The organism is Micromonospora sp. NPDC049048, assembly GCF_043197615.1.
Lineage (GTDB): Bacteria > Actinomycetota > Actinomycetes > Mycobacteriales > Micromonosporaceae > Micromonospora.
Genome location: NZ_JBICTM010000001.1, coordinates 286851 through 304352 on the forward strand (window position 1 = coordinate 286851; position 17502 = coordinate 304352).

At 74.6% G+C, this 17502-nt stretch carries 16 protein-coding genes and 1 pseudogene; 10 read left to right on the forward strand and 7 right to left on the reverse strand.

The window, feature by feature from the left end; all coding sequences use genetic code 11:
• Positions 1 to 13: 13 nt before the first annotated feature.
• A pseudogene (locus ACGFIG_RS01335) lies at positions 14 to 229 on the forward strand (DUF4031 domain-containing protein); the annotation flags it as partial.
• Between the two features lie 259 nt (positions 230 to 488).
• Here the strand turns inward: ACGFIG_RS01335 and ACGFIG_RS01340 are convergent.
• Entirely contained in the window at positions 489 to 1130 is a 642-nt protein-coding gene (locus tag ACGFIG_RS01340; protein ID WP_392998088.1) for a metal-dependent phosphohydrolase, read from the reverse strand.
• 97 nt (positions 1131 to 1227) lie between these two features.
• Between ACGFIG_RS01340 and ACGFIG_RS01345 the strand changes: the two genes are divergently transcribed.
• Positions 1228 to 2466 (forward strand): aromatic acid exporter family protein, encoded by a 1239-nt coding sequence (locus ACGFIG_RS01345; protein ID WP_392999374.1) that lies wholly within the window; start codon positions 1228 to 1230, stop codon positions 2464 to 2466.
• Positions 2467 to 2486: 20 nt separating this feature from the next.
• On the opposite strand, the gene ACGFIG_RS01350 is transcribed toward ACGFIG_RS01345, so the two are convergent.
• Positions 2487 to 3878 carry a PLP-dependent aminotransferase family protein gene (locus tag ACGFIG_RS01350; protein ID WP_392998089.1) on the reverse strand — a complete coding sequence of 464 codons (1392 nt, stop codon included), beginning with the start codon at positions 3876 to 3878 and terminating at the stop codon, positions 2487 to 2489.
• Between ACGFIG_RS01350 and ACGFIG_RS01355 the strand changes: the two genes are divergently transcribed.
• Both ACGFIG_RS01355 and ACGFIG_RS01360 read left to right on the forward strand, forming a co-directional pair.
• Complete coding sequence (locus ACGFIG_RS01355; protein ID WP_392998090.1) at positions 3877 to 4815, forward strand: DMT family transporter; 939 nt, start codon at positions 3877 to 3879, stop codon at positions 4813 to 4815. The two genes, ACGFIG_RS01350 and ACGFIG_RS01355, sit on opposite strands and share 2 nt — an antisense overlap.
• A 63-nt stretch (positions 4816 to 4878) precedes the next feature.
• On the forward strand, positions 4879 to 6327 hold the full coding sequence (locus tag ACGFIG_RS01360; protein ID WP_392998091.1) for a PrsW family intramembrane metalloprotease: 1449 nt from the start codon (positions 4879 to 4881) through the stop codon (positions 6325 to 6327).
• A 64-nt stretch (positions 6328 to 6391) separates the two neighbouring features.
• Here the strand turns inward: ACGFIG_RS01360 and ACGFIG_RS01365 are convergent, their stop codons facing one another.
• Positions 6392 to 6559: a hypothetical protein gene (locus tag ACGFIG_RS01365; RefSeq protein WP_165947924.1), complete on the reverse strand. Its 168-nt coding sequence runs from the start codon at positions 6557 to 6559 to the stop codon at positions 6392 to 6394.
• Between the two features lie 98 nt (positions 6560 to 6657).
• The gene (locus ACGFIG_RS01370) at positions 6658 to 6996 is read right to left on the reverse strand and encodes a co-chaperone GroES (protein ID WP_088998164.1); all 339 of its coding nucleotides are present in this window, start codon (positions 6994 to 6996) and stop codon (positions 6658 to 6660) included.
• Between the two features lie 88 nt (positions 6997 to 7084).
• Between ACGFIG_RS01370 and ACGFIG_RS01375 the strand changes: the two genes are divergently transcribed.
• Complete coding sequence (locus tag ACGFIG_RS01375) at positions 7085 to 8452, forward strand: AI-2E family transporter (protein ID WP_392998092.1); 1368 nt, start codon at positions 7085 to 7087, stop codon at positions 8450 to 8452.
• Positions 8453 to 8457: 5 nt separating this feature from the next.
• Here the strand turns inward: ACGFIG_RS01375 and ACGFIG_RS01380 are convergent, their stop codons facing one another.
• Positions 8458 to 10632, reverse strand: a complete 2175-nt coding sequence (locus ACGFIG_RS01380) for an ATP-dependent DNA helicase (RefSeq protein ID WP_392998093.1) — start codon at positions 10630 to 10632, stop codon at positions 8458 to 8460.
• Positions 10633 to 10767: 135 nt separating this feature from the next.
• Here ACGFIG_RS01380 and ACGFIG_RS01385 point away from each other — a divergent pair, with 135 nt between their 5' ends.
• The gene (locus ACGFIG_RS01385; protein ID WP_392998094.1) at positions 10768 to 11274 is read left to right on the forward strand and encodes a DUF402 domain-containing protein; all 507 of its coding nucleotides are present in this window, start codon (positions 10768 to 10770) and stop codon (positions 11272 to 11274) included.
• A gap of 87 nt (positions 11275 to 11361) precedes the next feature.
• On the opposite strand, the gene sigJ is transcribed toward ACGFIG_RS01385, so the two are convergent.
• Positions 11362 to 12318 carry an RNA polymerase sigma factor SigJ gene (sigJ, locus tag ACGFIG_RS01390; protein WP_392999376.1) on the reverse strand — a complete coding sequence of 319 codons (957 nt, stop codon included), beginning with the start codon at positions 12316 to 12318 and terminating at the stop codon, positions 11362 to 11364.
• A 435-nt stretch (positions 12319 to 12753) separates the two neighbouring features.
• On the opposite strand from sigJ, the gene ACGFIG_RS01395 reads away from it, so the two are divergent.
• The 3 genes from ACGFIG_RS01395 to ACGFIG_RS01405 all read left to right on the forward strand — a co-directional run bounded on the left by ACGFIG_RS01395 (position 12754) and on the right by ACGFIG_RS01405 (position 15567).
• On the forward strand, positions 12754 to 13788 hold the full coding sequence (locus tag ACGFIG_RS01395; protein ID WP_392998095.1) for a PPK2 family polyphosphate kinase: 1035 nt from the start codon (positions 12754 to 12756) through the stop codon (positions 13786 to 13788).
• Between the two features lie 143 nt (positions 13789 to 13931).
• Entirely contained in the window at positions 13932 to 14558 is a 627-nt protein-coding gene (locus ACGFIG_RS01400; protein WP_088998168.1) for a DUF47 domain-containing protein, read from the forward strand.
• A 4-nt stretch (positions 14559 to 14562) separates the two neighbouring features.
• On the forward strand, positions 14563 to 15567 hold the full coding sequence (locus ACGFIG_RS01405; RefSeq protein ID WP_392998096.1) for an anion permease: 1005 nt from the start codon (positions 14563 to 14565) through the stop codon (positions 15565 to 15567).
• Positions 15568 to 15626: 59 nt separating this feature from the next.
• Here ACGFIG_RS01405 and ACGFIG_RS01410 read toward each other — a convergent pair whose 3' ends face one another.
• Positions 15627 to 16595, reverse strand: coding sequence for a Gfo/Idh/MocA family protein (locus ACGFIG_RS01410; protein WP_392998097.1), 969 nt, complete (start codon positions 16593 to 16595; stop codon positions 15627 to 15629).
• Positions 16596 to 16666: 71 nt separating this feature from the next.
• Here ACGFIG_RS01410 and ACGFIG_RS01415 point away from each other — a divergent pair, with 71 nt between their 5' ends.
• Entirely contained in the window at positions 16667 to 17500 is an 834-nt protein-coding gene (locus ACGFIG_RS01415) for an NUDIX domain-containing protein (RefSeq protein WP_392998098.1), read from the forward strand.
• Positions 17501 to 17502 lie beyond the last annotated feature (2 nt).

Genomic DNA, 17502 nt, shown 5'->3' on the forward strand with positions numbered 1-17502 from the left:
TAGTTTGGCCGACATGCTCTACGTGGACCGGCTTGCCTGGCCGTGGCGGGGGCGGCTCTGGTCCCACCTGATCAGCGACGTCTCGCCCGCCGAGCTGCATGTCTTCGCCGAGGCGCTGGGCGTGCCCCGCCGGGGGTTCGACCGGGACCACTACGACATCCCCGCCGACCGCTTCGCCGTGGCGGTCTGGCTGGGCGCCCGGGTGGTGCCGAGCCGCGAGCTGGTGCGCCTGCTCCAGCAGGCCGGCCTGCGCCGCCCCAAGCACCTGACCCGCCCACCCCGCCCCGCCGCGCCCCCAACCCACCCCGCCCTCCCCGCCCACCCTGCCCCCGACCTCCGCCCACCCCGCGTCGATCATGCAGTTGTGGTCCCCCAGAAGCCGCTGAGCGGCGCTTTTCGCCCACCACAACTCCATGATCGACACGTGCGTGCGGGCGGGGCGCGGGGCGGGAGTGTGGGGCCGAGGGCAGGGCAGAGGGTAGGCGGGGTCAGGGGAGGGGGAGGGCGGACAGCTCGCGGGTCAGGTTGGCGCGGGCCGGGGACTCCCAGCGCCGCGCCAGCGGCGGCAGCCGGAACAGCGCCGGCAGGTCGAGCAGCCCGGCCAGCACCCGGGCCCGGCCCGCCCGGAAGGCAGGCTCGGGCACGTGCGCGTACTCCCGGCGGACCGCCGCGGCGTAGCGGTCGTACGCCTCGGGCGGCGCGGCCAGGATCGCGAGGTCGGCGTCGCAGAGCAGCGCCCCGTCGACGTCGCCCGGGTCCACGGCGTGCCCGGCGGTGAGCAGCACCAGCCGGCGTACCTCCGCCACGGCGTCGGCCGGCAGGCCCACCCGGCCGAGCAGCGTGCCGGCGAGCGCCGCGCTGTCGCGCTCGTTGGCGTCGCCCCCGGCGCGCGGATCGTAGACGGCGTCGTGGCACCAGGCCGCGAGGCGCACCAGGTCCGGCCGCCGGGCGGCCGACGCGTGCGCGTCGACGACGTCGAGGACGGCCGTCAGGTGGTCGGTGTCGTGGTAGTGCCGGTGCGGCTCCCGCCAGCGGGCCAGCAGGTCCGTGCCGGCCCGGGTCAGCTCCGCGACGTCGGTCGCCCCGGCCCCCCGAGCCGCGGCCTGCCACCGGTGGAGAAGGTCAACCATCCGACCGAGTCTGCCGTACGGCAGCCAGTGCGAGGATTCACCCGGCCGGGTGCGGGTAGTCCCCGCCATGGCAGTGGCCCGGGACCGTCGACCCTCACTGGTGCGACGCGCCGTCCTGGGTGACCGGGCAAAGGAGGTCGAGGGGGAGCACCAGCTCGCCCAGACCATCGCGATCCTGCGGGAACGCGGCAGGACGGCCCTGCACGACCGCCTGCACCGGCTGCGGATGGCGATGGGCCTCGCCGTGCAGGCCGGCCTCGCCGCCGGGCTGTCCTGGCTGGCGGCGCACGAACTGCTCGGCAACCCGCAGCCGGTCTTCGCGCCGATCTCGGCGGTCGGTACCCTCGCCGCCTCGGTCGGCCAGCGGTTCCGCCGTACGGTGGAGCTGATCGTCGGGGTGGCGGTCGGGGTCGCCGTCGGCGACTTCCTCATCTACCTGCTCGGCACCGGCCCGTGGCAGCTCGGTCTCGTGGTCACCCTGGCCATCATGCTGACCATCTTCGCCGGCGCCAGCGTGGCCATCGTCATCCAGGCGGCGGCCACGGCGGTGCTGATCGTGACGCTCAGCCCGTCGACCGAGAACCTGGAGATCCCCCGGTTCATCGACGCGTTCGTCGGCGGGGGCATCGCGCTGCTGGTCACCGCGATCCTGCTACCGCTCAATCCGCTGCGGGTCATCAACCGGGCCGCCCGGCCCGCCCTCGACCTGCTCGCCGACCAGTTGGACAGCACCGCGAACGCCCTGCGGGACCGGGACCGGGACCAGGCCCAGGAGGCCCTGGACCGGCTCCGCAACAACCAGGAGGAGCTGTCCGCCTTCACGGAGGCGATCGAGGGGGCGAAGGAGACCGCGCTGCTCTCACCGGCCCGGTGGCACCGGCGCGACGAGCTCACCTACTACGCCGAGGCCGCCGGCCCGGTCGACCGGGCGATGCGCAACGCCGGCACGCTGACCCGGCGGGCGGTCACCCTGATCGAGGACGAGGAGCCGATCCCGGAGATGATGCCCGACGCGGTGGCCCACCTCGCCGAGTCGGTGCGCCTACTCAAGCACGAGTTCGCCGTCGGGGAGGAGCCGAAGCGGGCGCGGGAGCGGATGCTGCGCGCGGTCGGCGAGGCCGGCCATGCGTACGCCGAGGGGGTCGGCTTCTCCGGCAGCGTGGTGCTCGCGCAGGTGCGCACCACCGCCAGCGACCTGATGGTGGCCTCCGGCCTCAGCCAGGAGGACGCCAACCGCGGGGTCCGGCAGTCCTTCGGCGACCAGGAACGGCTGTACGGGCAGAAGGAGCGGGGAGATCCACAGCCGAAGCCGCCCACCAACCCGCCGCTCGGCTGAGCCGTACGCCGGCGCCCCGCTCAGTCCCGCAGGGCGCGGGCGAGGCGGCGGACGGCCTCGTCCATGAGGTCGGGCGGGGCGGCGGCATAGGTGAGGCGCAGGTGGGGGGCCGGGGGTTCGGCGGCGTACCAGGGGCGGCCGGGGAAGACGACGACACCCTCGGCGGCTGCGGCGCCGGCCACCGCCACGTCGTCGGTGCCCTCGGGCAGGCGGACCCAGAGGTGCATGCCGCCACGCGGGACCGGCTGCCGGGCGAGTTCCGGGAGCTGCCGGCGGAGCGCGCTCAGCAGCGCCTCGCGGCGGGCCCGCAGCGCCGTACGCAGGTCGCGGCGGTGGCGGGCCCAGGCCGGGGCGGTGACGAACTCGAGCGTGGCCTGTTGCAGCGGGCCGGCGACGAAGAAGTCGTCGAGCAGCCGGGCGGCCCGCAGCCGGACGCCGGCCGGACCGCGCGCGCCCATGGCGGCGACGCGCAGCCCCGGGGCGGTCGACTTGGTCAGCGAGCGCAGGTAGACGACGTGCCCGTCCGGGTCGTCGGCGGCCAGCGGTGGCGGGGCTTGGCCGTCGATGACGAGGTCGCGGGCGTAGTCGTCCTCGATCAGGAAGGCCCCGGCGTCGCGTACGGCCTCGGCGACCTCGGCCCGGCGGTGAGCTGCCAGGGTCGCGCCGTGCGGGTTGGCGTACAGCGGTTGGCAGTAGAACAGCCGGGCGCCGGTACGGGCGAACGCGGCGGCGAGCTGGTCCGGCCGTACCCCGTCGGCGTCGGCGGGGACGGGCACCACCCGTAGGCCGGTGGCCCGGGCGGCGGCCAGCGCGCCCAGGTAGGTCGGCGACTCGACGAGCAGGGTGTCCCCGGGGGCGGCGAGTGCCCGCAGCGCGGACGACAGCGCCGCCTGACCGCCCGGGCAGATCACCATGTCCTCGGCGCGCAGCCCGGCCCCGGCCTCGCGGGCGAACCAGGCGCGCAGGTCCTCGCGCCCCTCCGCAGGCCCGCGCTGCCAGGACGCGGGCTGCCGGGCGGCGCGGGTGATCGCGGCACCGAGCGCGGCGGCGGGTTGGAGCTCCGCGCCCAGGTAGCCGCCGGACAGCGGGATCGCCCCGGCGGGCGGTAACGCCAGCAACGCCTGCATCTCGTCCTCGCCGGGTCGACGGGGGCCGAGCGCCACGGTCTGCCAGGACAGGTCGGGGGCGCGCCACTCGCGGGGCGGGGCGGCCACGAAGGTGCCCCGGCCGGACCGTGTCTCGATCAGTCCCTGGGCCACGAGCTGCCGGATGGCCTCGGCGACGGTGACCGGCGAGGCGTGGTGCCGGGCGGTCAGCTCGCGTACCGAGGGCAGCCGCGTGCCGGGCTCCGCGACGGCCACCAGCCCGCGGAGATCTTGGATGACGCGGTCGGCTGCGTTACCGTCATTCATGACGGATAACAGTAGCGCTACTGTCAGGATCACGGTAACGGCGGACCGTACGGTCGGTCTCGCCCTCGGCGCGCTGGGTGTGCTCGCCTTCAGCATGTCGCTGCCCGCCACCCGCGTCGCCGTGCAGCAGTTGGATCCGTGGTTCGTCGCCTTCGGTCGGGCCGTCGGCGCGGCGCTGCTCGCGTGGGCCTACCTGCGACTCACCGCCGCCCCGCGTCCCACCCGCGCACAGTGGCGGCGGCTGGTGATCGTCGCCCTCGGCGTGGTCGTCGGTTTCCCGCTGTTCACCTCGCTGGCGCTCATGACCCAGACCTCCGCGCACGGCGCGGTCGTCATCGCCGTGCTGCCCGCCATGACGGCCGTGTTCGCGGTGCTGCGGGCCGGCGAGCGACCGCCGCCGCTGTTCTGGGTCGCGAGCATCGGCGGGCTGCTGGCGGTGCTCGGCTTCCTCGCGGTCAGCGGGGCGGTGGGCGCGGCCCTCTCCGCGCCCGACCTCTTCCTGCTCGCGGCCGTGGTGCTCTGCGGCCTGGGGTACGCCGAGGGCGGCGCGCTCGCCCGCGAGCTGGGCGGTGCCCGGACGATCTGCTGGGCGTTGCTGCTCTCGCTGCCGGTCACCGGGCCTGTCATGGTCGTCGCCGCGGTGGCCGCCCCGCCGCGCGCCGACGCCGTCGCATGGTCGGCGTTCGGCTACCTCACCGCGGTCTCCATGTTCCTGGGCTTCTTCGCCTGGTACGCGGGCCTGGCCCGGGGCGGCGTAGCGCAGGTCGGCCAGATCCAGCTCGCGCAGCCGGTGCTCACCCTGCTCTGGTCGGCGCTGCTGCTCGGCGAGGCCGTCACCCCCGGCTCGATCGCGGCGGCCGTGGCGGTGCTGGCGTGCGTGGTGCTGACGCAGCGCACCAGGGCCGGCGCGCCGGTGCCCGTGGCGGGCAGGCCGTGACGCCGCACGAGCCGCCGGGCCGTGCGGCCGGACCAGCCGGCCCGGGATGGCTACGCTGACCGCATGGCAGACATCCCGCCCGGCGCGCCCCTGCCGTCGCCGACCGCGCCCGCCGCCCCGCCACCCGGCGGCGCCGGGCCCCGGATGCCGCTGCGTCGGCTGGGGTGGCGTCGGGCCCTGGTGCTGGCCGGCACCGTCCTGTTCATCGCGGCGTGCGCGCTGTTCATGGTCTTCACCCTGGGCGAGAACCTCGGCGTCGAGGCGCTGCTGATCGGCCTGGTCGCCGCGATCCTCCCGGTCCCGGTGCTGGTGGGCTGTTTCCTCTGGCTGGACCGCTACGAGCCGGAACCCCTCAAGTACCTGATCTTCTGCTTCGCCTGGGGCGCGTTCGTCTCCACCGCGGCCTCGCTGACCGTCAACGAGTTCTCCGCCGGGCTCTTCGCCGACTGGGGGCTGCCGACCGCGCTGACCGCGGTGCTGGTCGCGCCGTTCATCGAGGAGTTGACCAAGGCCCTCGCGCCGATCCTGCTGCTGATCTTCCGCCGCCGGGAGATCTCCGGGATCACCGACGCCCTGGTCTACTGCGGGCTCTCCGCGATCGGCTTCGCCATGGTGGAGAACATCCTCTACCTGGGCGGCTACGGCTACGCCAGCGGCGTCGAGCGGTACGGGCCGGCGACCGGCACCCAGCAGGTCATCGCCATCTTCATCGTCAGGATCCTGCTCTTCGGCTTCGCCCACCCGCTCTTCACCTCCATGACCGGGGTGGGGCTGGGCATCGCCGCGCGCGCCGCCAGCCGGTGGGTCAGGGTGCTCGCCCCGCTGGCCGGCCTGCTGCTGGCGATGATGCTGCACGGCCTGTGGAACCTGCTGCCGACGCTCACCCAGGCCACCGGCCAGACGTTGATCATGCTGTACGGCTTCATCGGCGTGATGGTGCCGGTCTTCTTCGCGATGGTCGGGCTCGCCCTGTGGCTGCGGGCCTGGGAGGGGCGGCTCACCGAGCGGACGCTGCCCGACTACGTGCGGGCGGGCTGGCTCACCCCGCCGGAGGTGGCCGCGCTGAGCAGCCTGGGCCGGCGGCACGCGGCCCGGGTGTGGGCCAAGCGGGTGGCCGGCGACGGCGGGCTGCGGGCGATGCGCGGCTACCAGTTCGCGGCGACCCGGCTCGCGCTGCTGCGCGACGGCGTACTGCGCGGGCTGGACCGGCGACCGGCGGACCGGGAGCGCTCCGCGCGGGAGGAACGGGAGCTGCTGGAGGCGATCGGCGCGTACCGGTCGTTCTTCGTGGGCCGGGACCCGCAGGCGCCGGCGGGGATCTGGGACGGGCACCGCTACCACCTGCGCTTCCCCGACGGCACGCAGCGGTCGGTCGAGGCGCCGGACGAGCCCGTGGTGCCGATCCCGGTGGTGCTCGTCCCGTCGCCGCCCCCGGCTTACCCCCCCGGTTTCGGCCCGCCCGGCTGGTACGGGCAGCGTCCCCCGGCGCCGTGGCCGCCCGGTCACTCCTGACCCCGGCCCGCCCGGCCGCTCCCGAGCAGAGGACCGGGGCCGCCCGCGAGGTCGGCCCCGGTCGTCAGGTCATCAGGCTGGTGAGGAAGTCGCCGAGGCCCTGCGCCATCGCCATCAGTCCCGCCCCGATCGCCTTGAACATCTCCGCCGCGCCCTCCGGCCGGAAGGCCATGAAGTAGATCAGGAACGCGACGCTCCCCCAGAGCAGAATCTTCTTCACGAGTACCGGCATCGTCCCTCCCCAGGGCCGGTGGTGCGGCTGGCTTCCCGGCCGGGGGCGACGCAAACGGCACCGACGCCCTCATCCGGGCGGGTGCGGCGGGGGTGGGCTCAGAGGTAGAGGCCGGTGGAGTCGTTCTCGACCCGCTCGGCGGCCACGGCGTGCACGTCGCGTTCGCGCAGCAGCACGTACCCACGGCCGTGCAACTCGACCTCCGAACGGTCGTCGGGGTCGAAGAGGACCCGATCGCCCGAGACGATGGCGCGTACGTTCGGCCCCACCCCCACGGCGGTGGCCCAGGCGAGGCGCTTGCCCACGGCGGCGGTCGCCGGGATCACGATGCCGGCGGTCGAGCGTCGCTCACCCTCGCTGCCCTCCATCCGCACGAGCACGCGGTCGTGCAGCAGACGGATCGGCAGCCCGGAGTCGAGATTCTGGTCGGCGGTCACGCCGAAACGCTACCGTGTCCCGGTCGGCCTGCCATGGGGCGGTTACGCGCCAGGGGCAGGGGGCAATGTGTGGCGGACCTGCCCTACGGTGGCGTCGTCGGACATATCCTGTCCGCCCATTGGCACGGGTGGGCCGGTTTCACGCCAGGAGGTGCGCTTGAGCCGCTTCGAGCAGGTGCGCGGACGGCTCCGTCGCGCGTACGAGTCGGGCCGGCAGGCGGCGCGCGCACGGCGGGCGGCGACGGCCGACGGTCCCGAGGCGGCCGGCGTGGCCTCGCCGACATCCCCCGGGCCGGTCGCGGCGCCGTCCGCGACCGTGGTCGGCGCCCCGCCGCCCGGCGCGATGCACAACTCCACCGCCAGCCGCGACGACGCCGACGTGCCGCACGCGTTGCGGATCGCCGCCGCGTGGTCGTGGCGGCTGATCGTGATCGGCGTCGTCGCCTGGGCGCTGCTGAAGATCGTCGGCACCGTCCGGATCGTGGTCATCCCGCTGGCCGTGGCACTGCTGCTCTCGGCGCTGCTCGCGCCGGCGGTCGGCTGGCTGCTGCGGGCCCGCTTCCCCCGGTCCCTGGCGACGGCGGTGGTGCTGGTGGGCGGCCTGGCCGCGGTGATCGGCACGCTGACCCTGGTGGTGAACGAGTTCATCCAGGGCGTGCCGGAGCTGAGCAAGAAGTCCTCGGAGGGCGTCCGGCAGATCCAGGACTGGCTGAAGACCGGCCCGCTGCACCTCTCCGACGGCCAACTCGACAGGTACATCGAGGAAGGCCAGAAGTGGATCAACAACAACACCGAGCGGTTCACCAGCGGCGCCCTCTCCACGGCCGCCACGCTGGCTGAGGTGCTGACCGGCACGCTGCTGGTGCTCTTCGCCACCTTCTTCTTCCTGCGCGACGGCAACAAGATCTGGCGCTTCCTGGTCCGGCTGCTGCCGGTGGCCGCCCGCTGGAAGGTCGACGACGCCGGGCGGGCGTCCTGGGCGACGCTGGTCGCCTACGTCCGGGCGACCGTGCTGGTCGCCTTCATCGACGCGGTCGGCATCGGTGTCTTCCTGGTCATCTTCGACATCCCGTTCGCCTTCCCGCTCGCCGCGCTGGTCTTCCTCGGGGCGTTCATCCCGATCGTCGGTGCGACCCTGTCGGGCGTCGTCGCGGTCCTGGTCGCGCTCGTCGACAGCGGCCTGGTGACCGCGCTGATCATCCTCGGCGTGGTGGTCGGGGTGCAGCAGGTGGAGGGGCACCTCCTCCAGCCGCTGATCATGGGGCGGGCGGTGGCCATCCACCCGCTCGCGGTCATCATCGGCATCGCGGCCGGCGTGGTGCTCGCCGGGATCACCGGGGCGCTGGTCTCCGTGCCGCTGATCGCCGTGCTCAACACGGCCGTCCGCCGGCTCGCCGCCCGTACCGTGCCGGACACCCCGCCCGACGCGGTCGTGGTGGCCTCCCAGGCTCCCTGACGGCGTCAGGAGCTGGCGAGGCGCTCCAGGGCGCCCCGGGCGACCTCCGGCCGGGTGGTGTACCAGAACGGCGGCAGGGACCGGCGCAGGAACCCCCCGTAGCCCCGGGCGGTCTCCAGGCGCGAGTCGAGCACCGCCACCACGCCCCTGTCGCCCGTCGACCGGATCAGCCGCCCCACCCCCTGGGCCAGCCGGATCGCGGCGATCGGCACGCTGACGGCCGCGAAACCCGAGCCGCCGCCGGCGTCCACCGCCGCGGCCCGCGCCGCCGCCAACGGCTCGTCGGGCCGGGGGAAGGGCAGCCGGTCGATGACCACCAGCTGGCAGGAGTCGCCCGGCACGTCGACCCCCTGCCAGAGCGACATCACCCCGAACAGGCAGCTGGACTTCTCCTCCCGGAACCGGCGTACCAGCAGCGGGAGCGCCTCCTCGCCCTGGAGCAGGACCGGCAGGTCGGTCCGCGCGCGCAGCAGCTCCGCCGCCTGCTGCGCGGCCCGTCGGGAGGAGAAGAGGCCGAGCGTACGCCCGCCGAGCGCGCCGACCAGCGCGAGCAGCTCCTCGCCGGCCGCGTCGGGCAGCCCGGAGACGCTGGGCCGGGGCAGGTGCGCGGCGACGTACAGGATGCCCTGCCGGGGGTAGTCGAACGGCGAGCCGACGTCGAGGGAGCGCCAGCCCGGCCCCGAGGTCGCCGGTGCTCCGGCCGTGCCGGTCGCCGTGCCGCCGTCAGCCGATCCCGAGCCGACCGCCGGTCCGGTGCCGCCCGCCGATCCGGTACGCCCGGCGGAGCGGGCGGCCAGGGCGGCGGCGGCCGGTGACGGCGGGTCGGCCTTCGTCTCCAGGCCCAGCGCCCGGGCCACCGTGTCGAACCGGCCGCCCAGCGTCAGCGTCGCCGAGGTGGCGACGACGGTGCGCTCGTCGTACAGGTGGGTGGCGAGCGTGCCGGCGACCGAGAGCGGCGCGACCACCAGCGCCCGGCGACTGGTGTTGTCGTTCTTCTCCACCCAGGCCACGTCGTGGTCGGCCTCCTCCAGCAGCCGCTGCGCGGTGGCCGAGAGCTCGTCGAGCACCGCCTTGGCCTGCTGCTTGCGCACCGGGTCCGGGTCGTCGGACTTGACCTCGCCGATCGCGTCGAGCGCCGCCCTGGTGGCCGCGTCGAGCAGGGTGCACGCCTCGCGCAGCGCGGACGGCAGCCCCGAGGTGATCCGCCCGGCCGGCGCCTCGGCCAGCCCGACGGCCAGGGCGTCGCCGGCCGCGGTCAGCGACTCGGCGATGTCCGGCCGCAGCAGCGGGCGGGCCCGCTTCGCCGAGCGGTCGATCAGCTCCGGCACCAGCTCGGCCTGGGCGGCGGAGGAGACCCGGTCGGCCAGCTCGTGCGCCTCGTCGACGATGAGCAGCTTGTGCGGCGGCACGATGTGCCGGCCGGCGAGCATGTCCACCGCGAGCAGGCTGTGGTTGGTGACCACGATGTCGGCCTCCCGGGCGCGGGCCCGGGACGCCTCGGCGAAGCACTCCGCGCCGAACGGGCAGCGGGACGCGCCGACGCACTCCCGGGCCGGCATGGAGACCAGCCGCCAGGCCTGGTCGTCGACGCCCGGGTCCAGCTCGTCCCGGTCCCCGGTGTCGGTCTTCTCCGCCCAGTCGCGCAGCCGCTGGATCTGCTTGCCGAGCCGCCCCGCCTCGCCGAGCCACTTAGTGCCGCCGCCGGGGCGTGCCGCCGGGGCGTCGAAGAGGGTGTCCTCCGGCTCGTCCTCTGTGGAGTTGTCCAGCCGGGCCAGGCAGAGGTAGTGGTGCCGTCCCTTCAGCACCGCGAAGGTGGGCCGCCGGCCGAGCACCGGCTCCACGGCGTCGGCGAGCCGCGGCAGGTCGTGGTCGACCAGTTGGGACTGCAACGCCAGGGTCGCCGTGGAGACCACGACCGGGCCGTCCACCGTCAGCGCGGGGGTCAGGTAGGCCAGCGACTTGCCGGTGCCCGTGCCGGCCTGCACCAGCAGGTGTTCCCGCTCCTGCACGCACTCCTCGATGGCCGTCGCCATCTGCTGCTGACCGGGACGCGCCGCCCCGCCCGGCACCGCGCCGACCGCGGCGGCGAGCAGCTCGGCGCCGCTCGGCCGGGCGCCGCGTCGCCGTCCTGCGGTGCGGGACGAGGGGGCGGCGGAACCGGTGGCGAGGCGCGGAGTCACCGTGCGACGGTACCCGCCGTCCCCGACACCGGCCGCGCCGATCCGGACGTGGCGTCGTCACGGTACGGTCTCCGCCGACCGCGTCCGGTTACTTCCGTGCGGCGACGGATGGGCGATATCGGTTAGGGTGCGATCATGCCGAGCGACGTGGTCCGTGTGATCTACCGCAAGTACGACGGCAGCGCCCACCGCGACTACCCGGCCCGCCGCCTCGCCGAGGACGACCTCGGCGTCTGGCTCGGCGTGACCGAGGGCACGAAGTCCGTCTACCATGGCCGGCCGTCGGTCGAGCGGATCCCGTTCGTCCTGCTGGTGCCGCACCGCGCCTGGTGGACCGGCATGTTCAACCCGCCGCCCCGGACCAGCGAGGTCTACTGCGACATCGCCAGCCCGGCCCGCTGGGAGGACGCCGACACGGTCCACCTTATCGACCTCGATCTCGACGTGGTGCGCCGCCGGGCCACCGGGTTGGTGGAGCTGCGCGACGAGGACGAGTTCGCCGAGCACCGGGCCCGCTTCGGCTACCCGGACGACGTCGTGACGCAGGCCGAGGCGGCGGCCCGGTGGCTGCTCGACGCGCTGGGCGACGGCACCGAACCGTTCGCCACGTCGTACCGGAAGTGGCTGGCCCTGGTGGTCTGACCCGCCGGAGGTCCGTCACCCCGCCCGGGCCGTGACCCCGCTGCCCGGGGCCGTGACCCCGCCCGGGGCGTCACCCCACCCGGGCTGTCACCAGTGCGGCGGCCAACCGTCCCCGGCCGCCAGCGGCGGCAGGTCGCCCAGCTTCTCCGGGTTGAGCTGCTGGAAGATCCCGGTCACCCGACCGCCGTCCACCGCGAGGGCGGCGACCACCCGCAGCCGGCGGCCGTCCGGACGCGGGCTCTCCAGGTGCAGGCCCTCCACGCCGTCCACCAGCACCCGGCGGGCGCACAGCGTGCCGTCGTACCGGCCCGCCCGGGCGAACACGCCCAGGACGAAACGGGCCACCGCGTCGGCACCGCGCACCGGGCGCCGGGCCGCGGGGAAGTGACCGCCGCTGTCGCTGATGGCGACCACGTCGGGGGCGAGCACCCGCACCAGCGCGCCCAGGTCGCCCGACTCGACGGCGGTCACGAAGGCGACGAGCACCCGCCGCTGCTCGACCGCGTCGGCGGTGTGCCGGGGCGCGTCGGGCGCGTGCACCGCCCGGCGGGCCCGCGAGGCGAGTTGGCGGGCGGCGGCGTCGGTCGTGCCGAGCACCTCGGCGACCCGGGAGAAGGGCACGGCGAAGACGTCGTGCAGCACGAAGGCGACGCGCTGCTCCGGTGCGAGCCGCTCCAGCACCACCAGCAGGGCGGTGCCGACCTGATCGGCGCGGACCGCCCGCTCGGCGGGGTCGGGCGCGAAGCCGTCGGCTCGCGGGCCCTGGTCGAGCGGCGTCACGACGGGCTCCGGCAGCCACTGGCCGGGGTACGCCTCCCGCCGTACCCGCGCCGAGCGGAGCACGTCGAGGCAGATCCGGGCGCAGATGGTGGTGAGCCAGGCGCCGAGTTGCCGGATCTCGGCGCGGGCCGCCGGATCGGCCAGCGCGCCGGCGTACCGCAGCCAGGTCTCCTGCACGGCGTCCTCCGCCTCGCTGCGGCTGCCGAGGATCCGCTGGGCCACCGCCAGCAGCCGCCCCCGCTCGGCCTCGAACTCCGCCACCATCTCCCGCACGCTGCCCGCCTCCCCGCTCCCCGCCGCCGACTGCCCCCACCGCCCGCGATTCTCGCTCCCCGCCCCAAGCCTGCCGTCGATCATGCAGTTGTGGTGCCCCGCGTAACGGGCGAGGTAGCGGATTTCGCCCACCATAAGTGCATGATCGCCGGGCCGGGCCGGGCCGGGCCGGACCGGGCGGGGCGGGGCCGGGGCCGGGCGGGGCCGGGGCCGGGCGGGGCCGGGGCCGGGCGGGGCGGGGCCGGGGTGGGGCGGGGCCGGGGTGGGGCGGAGTGGGGTGGGCGCCGGGCGGGGCGCGGGGACGGTTGGCGGGCGGGTGGGGTGGGTTTGGGTGATGATCCGGGGATGCGAGAGGTCGAGGGGAGCGGCGTGGGCCGCAGTGCCGTGGGTCGGTCCGGCGGTGTCGTGGGGCCGGTCGGAGGGACGATGCGGAAGCTGCTTCGGGTGGCGCCCGGCGGGGCGGTCGATCTCGGGGCGGTCGATCCCCGGTCGACGCCCGGGTTGCCCGGGCCGGAGGTGACCGGCCCGCAGCGCAAGGAGTGGGCCCGCGGCCAGGTCACGCTGATCGGCGCGGAACTGGGCCGGCAACAGGAGATGCTCTTCGCCGACGCCAAGGCCCGGCAGTCGGGGCGACCGGCCGCTGCGGCCACCGGCGTGGCGGGGCCGGCTGGTGGTGTCGACCGGGCCGGTGCGGGGGGCGGCGCGGCGGGGCCGGCTGGTGGTGTCGACCTGGCCGGTGCGACCACCGGCGTGGACGGGCCGGCTGGTGGCGTCGACCGGGCCGGTGCGGCGGGTGGGCGTCGCGTGCTGCTGGTGCTCCAGGCGATGGACTGCGGCGGCAAGGACGGCACCATCAAGCGCGTGGCCGGCGCGATGAACCCGCTGGGCCTGCACGTCCGCTCGTTCGGTCCGCCGACCCCGGAGGAGCTGCGGCACGACTTCCTGTGGCGGATCCGCCGCGCGCTGCCGCCGCCCGGGTACGTCGGGGTGTTCAACCGCTCACACTACGAGGACGTGCTCGTGGCGCGGGTCGAGTCGCTGGTGCCCGAGTCGATCTGGCGGGCCAGGTACGACGAGATCAACGCGTTCGAGCGGGAGCAGGTCGACGCCGGGGTGGCCCTGGTGAAGGTGTTTCTGCACATCTCGTACGCCGAGCAGGGTCGGCGGCTGCTGGAGCGGCTGGACGAGCCGCGCAAGCACTGGAAGTACGACCCCTCGGACGTCGACGCCCGCGCCCGCTGGGACGACTACCAGGCCGCGTACGCCGAGGCCCTGAGCCGGTGCGGCACGGACGCCGCGCCCTGGTACGTCGTGCCGGCGGACCGCAAGTGGTACCGCGACTGGGCCGTGGCGCACCTGCTGCGTGAGACGTTCGACACTCTTGATCTCGGGTATCCGCCTGCCGGCTTCGACGTCCGGCGCGAACGGGAGCGGCTACTGGGACCCGAGAGAACGTCGTAGGTGAACGGCGGGTGAACGACTGGTGAATGTGGCCCGACCTGGGGGAGGCCGCCGACTTCCCGCTCTCGCCGTTTTCTAGCATTCCCAGGCGGGCACCCTCCGGGCGACCGTCACCCTTCCACCGACACGACGAGGTCCGTGCTGTGAAGTTTTCCTTCCGCCCGAACGAGGGCGCCTTCTACGAGCTCTTCACCAGGGCCGCGCAGAACCTGGTGAAGGGCACCGAGCTGCTCAACGAGCTGGCGCTCCCCGGGGTGGAGGTGCAGTCGGTCAGCGAGCGGCTCACCGAGGTGGAGCACGACAGCGACCAGATCACCCACGAGCTGTACAAGAAGATCAACTCCACCTTCATCACGCCGTTCGACCGGGAGGACATCTACCGGCTCGGGTCGCTGCTCGACGACGTGATGGACCACCTCGAAGCGGTCGGAAACCTCCTCTACCTCTACGGCCTGACCAAGCTCCCCTCGCTGCCCCGCGAGATGCACGAGATGGTCAACGTCCTGGACGCGCAGGCGAAGCTGACCGCCGACGCGATGCCCCGCCTCAAGTCGATGAAGGATCTCGAGGACTACTGGATCGAGTGCAACCGGCTGGAGAACGACGGCGACCAGGTGTACCGGATGCTGCTGGTCCGCCTCTTCTCCGGCGAGTACGACGCGCTGACCGTGCTGAAGATGAAGGAGGTGGCCGACGAGCTGGAGGCCGCCTGCGACGCCTTCGAGCACGTGGCCAACACCGTCGAGACCATCGCGGTCAAGGAGTCCTGATCCTGTGAGTCCCGAACTCATCGCCGTGCTGGCGGTGATCGCGGTGGCGTTGGCCTTCGACTACACCAACGGCTTCCACGACGCCGCCAACGCGATCGCGACCAGCATCTCCACCCGGGCGCTCACCCCCCGGGTGGCCCTGGCCATGGCGGCGGTCGGCAACTTCATCGGCGCCCACTTCGGCGCCGAGGTGGCCAAGACCGTCGGTAGCGGCCTGGTGAAGCTGCCCACCGGGCAGGCCAGCCTCGGCATCGTCTTCGCCGGCGTGATCGGCGCGATCGTCTGGAACCTGGTCACCTGGTACTTCGGCCTGCCGTCGTCCTCGTCGCACGCGCTGATCGGCGGCCTGGTCGGCGCGACCGTGGCCGCGTCCGGCACGGTGCTCTGGACCGGCATCGGGGAGAGCGTGATCATCCCGATGGTCCTCTCGCCGATGGTCGGCTTCGTGCTCGGCTACATCGTCATGATCGCCGTGCAGTGGATCTTCCGGAAGGGGCACCCGGGCCGGCTCAACCGTGGCTTCCGCTGGGCGCAGACCGCGTCCGCCGCCGCCATGTCGGTCGGCCACGGCATGCAGGACGCCGCGAAGACCATCGGCATCGTGGTGCTCGCCCTCTACGTCGGCGGCTACCAGGACGACCCCAGCTTCATCCCGGAGTGGGCGTTCTGGACCTCGGCCGCCGTGCTGGCCGCCGGCACGTACGCCGGTGGGTGGCGGATCATCCGGACGCTGGGTCGGAAGATCATCGACCTGAAGCCGCCGGAGGGCTTCGCCGCCGAGACCGTCGCCAGCGGGGTGCTCTACTTCAACGCGCTGGTCCTCGGCGCGCCGATCTCGACGACCCACACGATCACCTCGGCGATCATGGGCGTCGGCGCCACCAAGCGGCTCTCCGCCGTCCGGTGGGGCGTGGCCGGCAACATCGTCGGCGCGTGGATCCTCACCTTCCCGGCTGCCGGCTCGATCGGCGCCCTGATGTACTTCCTGGTCCGCCCCCTCTTCGGCTGAGTTGCAACGGAAGGCGCAGAGGAAGGGGCACCTCGCTCGGCGAGGTGCCCCTTCCTCCGTCAGGAGTAGTCGACGCCGATCTGGGCGCGGATCCCGTCGAGCAGCGCCATCACCTCCAGCGTGGCGGCGTGCGGGACCAGGGGGCTCTCCCGCAGGCCCTCGGCGAGGCAGCGCTGGACCTCGGCGGCCTCGTACTGGTAGCCGCCGCCGACCAGCTCGTCGGTGATCGTCTCCGGCTCGGCGCCGGCCCGGTGCAGGGTCGCCGAGCCGGGGCGGAAGAACGGCTCCGGCAGGTCGATCCGGCCGGTGGTGCCGGTGACCGAGGCGACCAGCGGGGTCGCCCCGACCATGCCGCAGCTCAGCGTGGCGACCGCGCCCGAGTCGTACCCGAGGACGATCCCGGTGTTCTCGTCCACCCCCTCGGGGCTCAGCCTCGCCCAGGAGCGGACGTGATCGGGCACGCCGAGCAGCAGGTGGGCCAGGCTGACCGGATAGACGCCGAGGTCGAGCAGGGCGCCGCCGCCGAGGGTGCGGGCCCGCATCCGGTGCTCCGGCGGGAACGGCCCGGCCACCCCGAAGTCGGCCCGGACGCTGGTCACCGTGCCGATCGCGCCGTCGGCGACCAGCCCGCAGAGCCGGCGTACGAGCGGGTTGGTCCGCATCCACATGGCCTCCATCAGGAAGACCCCGGCCGCGCGGGCGGTGTCGACCAGCTCGACGCTGGTCGCCAGGTCGAGGGTGAACGGCTTCTCCAGCAGCACCGCCCGGCCGGCCGCGAGGCAGGTCATGGCCGCCTCGTGGTGCGCGGCGTGCGGGGTGGCGACGTAGACGACGTCCAACTCGTCGTCCGCGGCCAGCTCCGCCCAGGAGGCGTACGCCCGGGGCACCCCGTGCCGGGCCGCGAACCGCTGCGCGCTCTCGGCGGTCCGCGAGCCGACCGCCGCGAGTTCGGCGCCCGGCACCAGGCGCAGATCCTCGGCGAAGCGGGCGGCGATGTGGCCGGTGGACAGGATCCCCCATCGAGTCATGCCGGCCACGCTAGCGAAGATCACCAGGCGGCGGCGGGGGCGATCCACCCGTCGGGAACTAGGCTCGACGCATGACGATCGACGCCGACGGCTTCCCCGCACCCCCGGCGCTCGTGGCGCACGCCCGCCGCTTCCGCGCCGAGGGGGCCACCCCGGCGGTACCCCGGGTCGCGGCCACCGTGCTGCTGCTCCGGCCCGCCGGCGACGACTTCGAGGTCTACCTGATCCGCCGGGTCGCCGCGATGGCCTTCGGCGGCATGTACGCCTTCCCCGGCGGCGGCGTCGACCCGTCGGACTCGCAGGCGCACCTGGACTGGGCCGGCCCGACCCCGGCCGGGTGGGGCGAGCGGCTGGGGCTGACCCCGGAGGCCGCCCAGGCGGTCGTCTGCGCCGCTGCCCGCGAGGTGTTCGAGGAGGCGGGGGTCCTGCTCGCCGGCCCCGACGCCCACACGGTCGTGGGCGACGTGAGCGGTGACGACTGGGAGGCCGACCGGGTGGCGCTGGAGCAGCGCCGGGTCGGCTTCGCCGACCTGCTCGCCCGGCGCGGGCTCACCCTCCGGTCGGACCTGCTGTTGCCGTGGAGCCGCTGGATCACGCCGGAGTTCGAGCCGCGCCGCTTCGACACGTACTTCTTCGTGGCCCTGCTGCCGGAGGGGCAGCGGACCCGGGACGTCTCCGGCGAGGCCGACCACACCCTCTGGGTCCGCCCGGCGGACGCCGTGGCGCGGGCGGAGGCGGGCGAGCTGACCATGCTCCCGCCCACCCTGATGAACCTGGCCCAGGTGGCGGTCGGCGGCGACCTGCCGGGTGTCGCCCGTGCCTCGGCCACCCGGGACGCCGCCACGCCCGTCACCCCCCGCCTCGACCTGCCCGAGACCGGCGAGCCGCGGTTCGTACTGGGCTGACC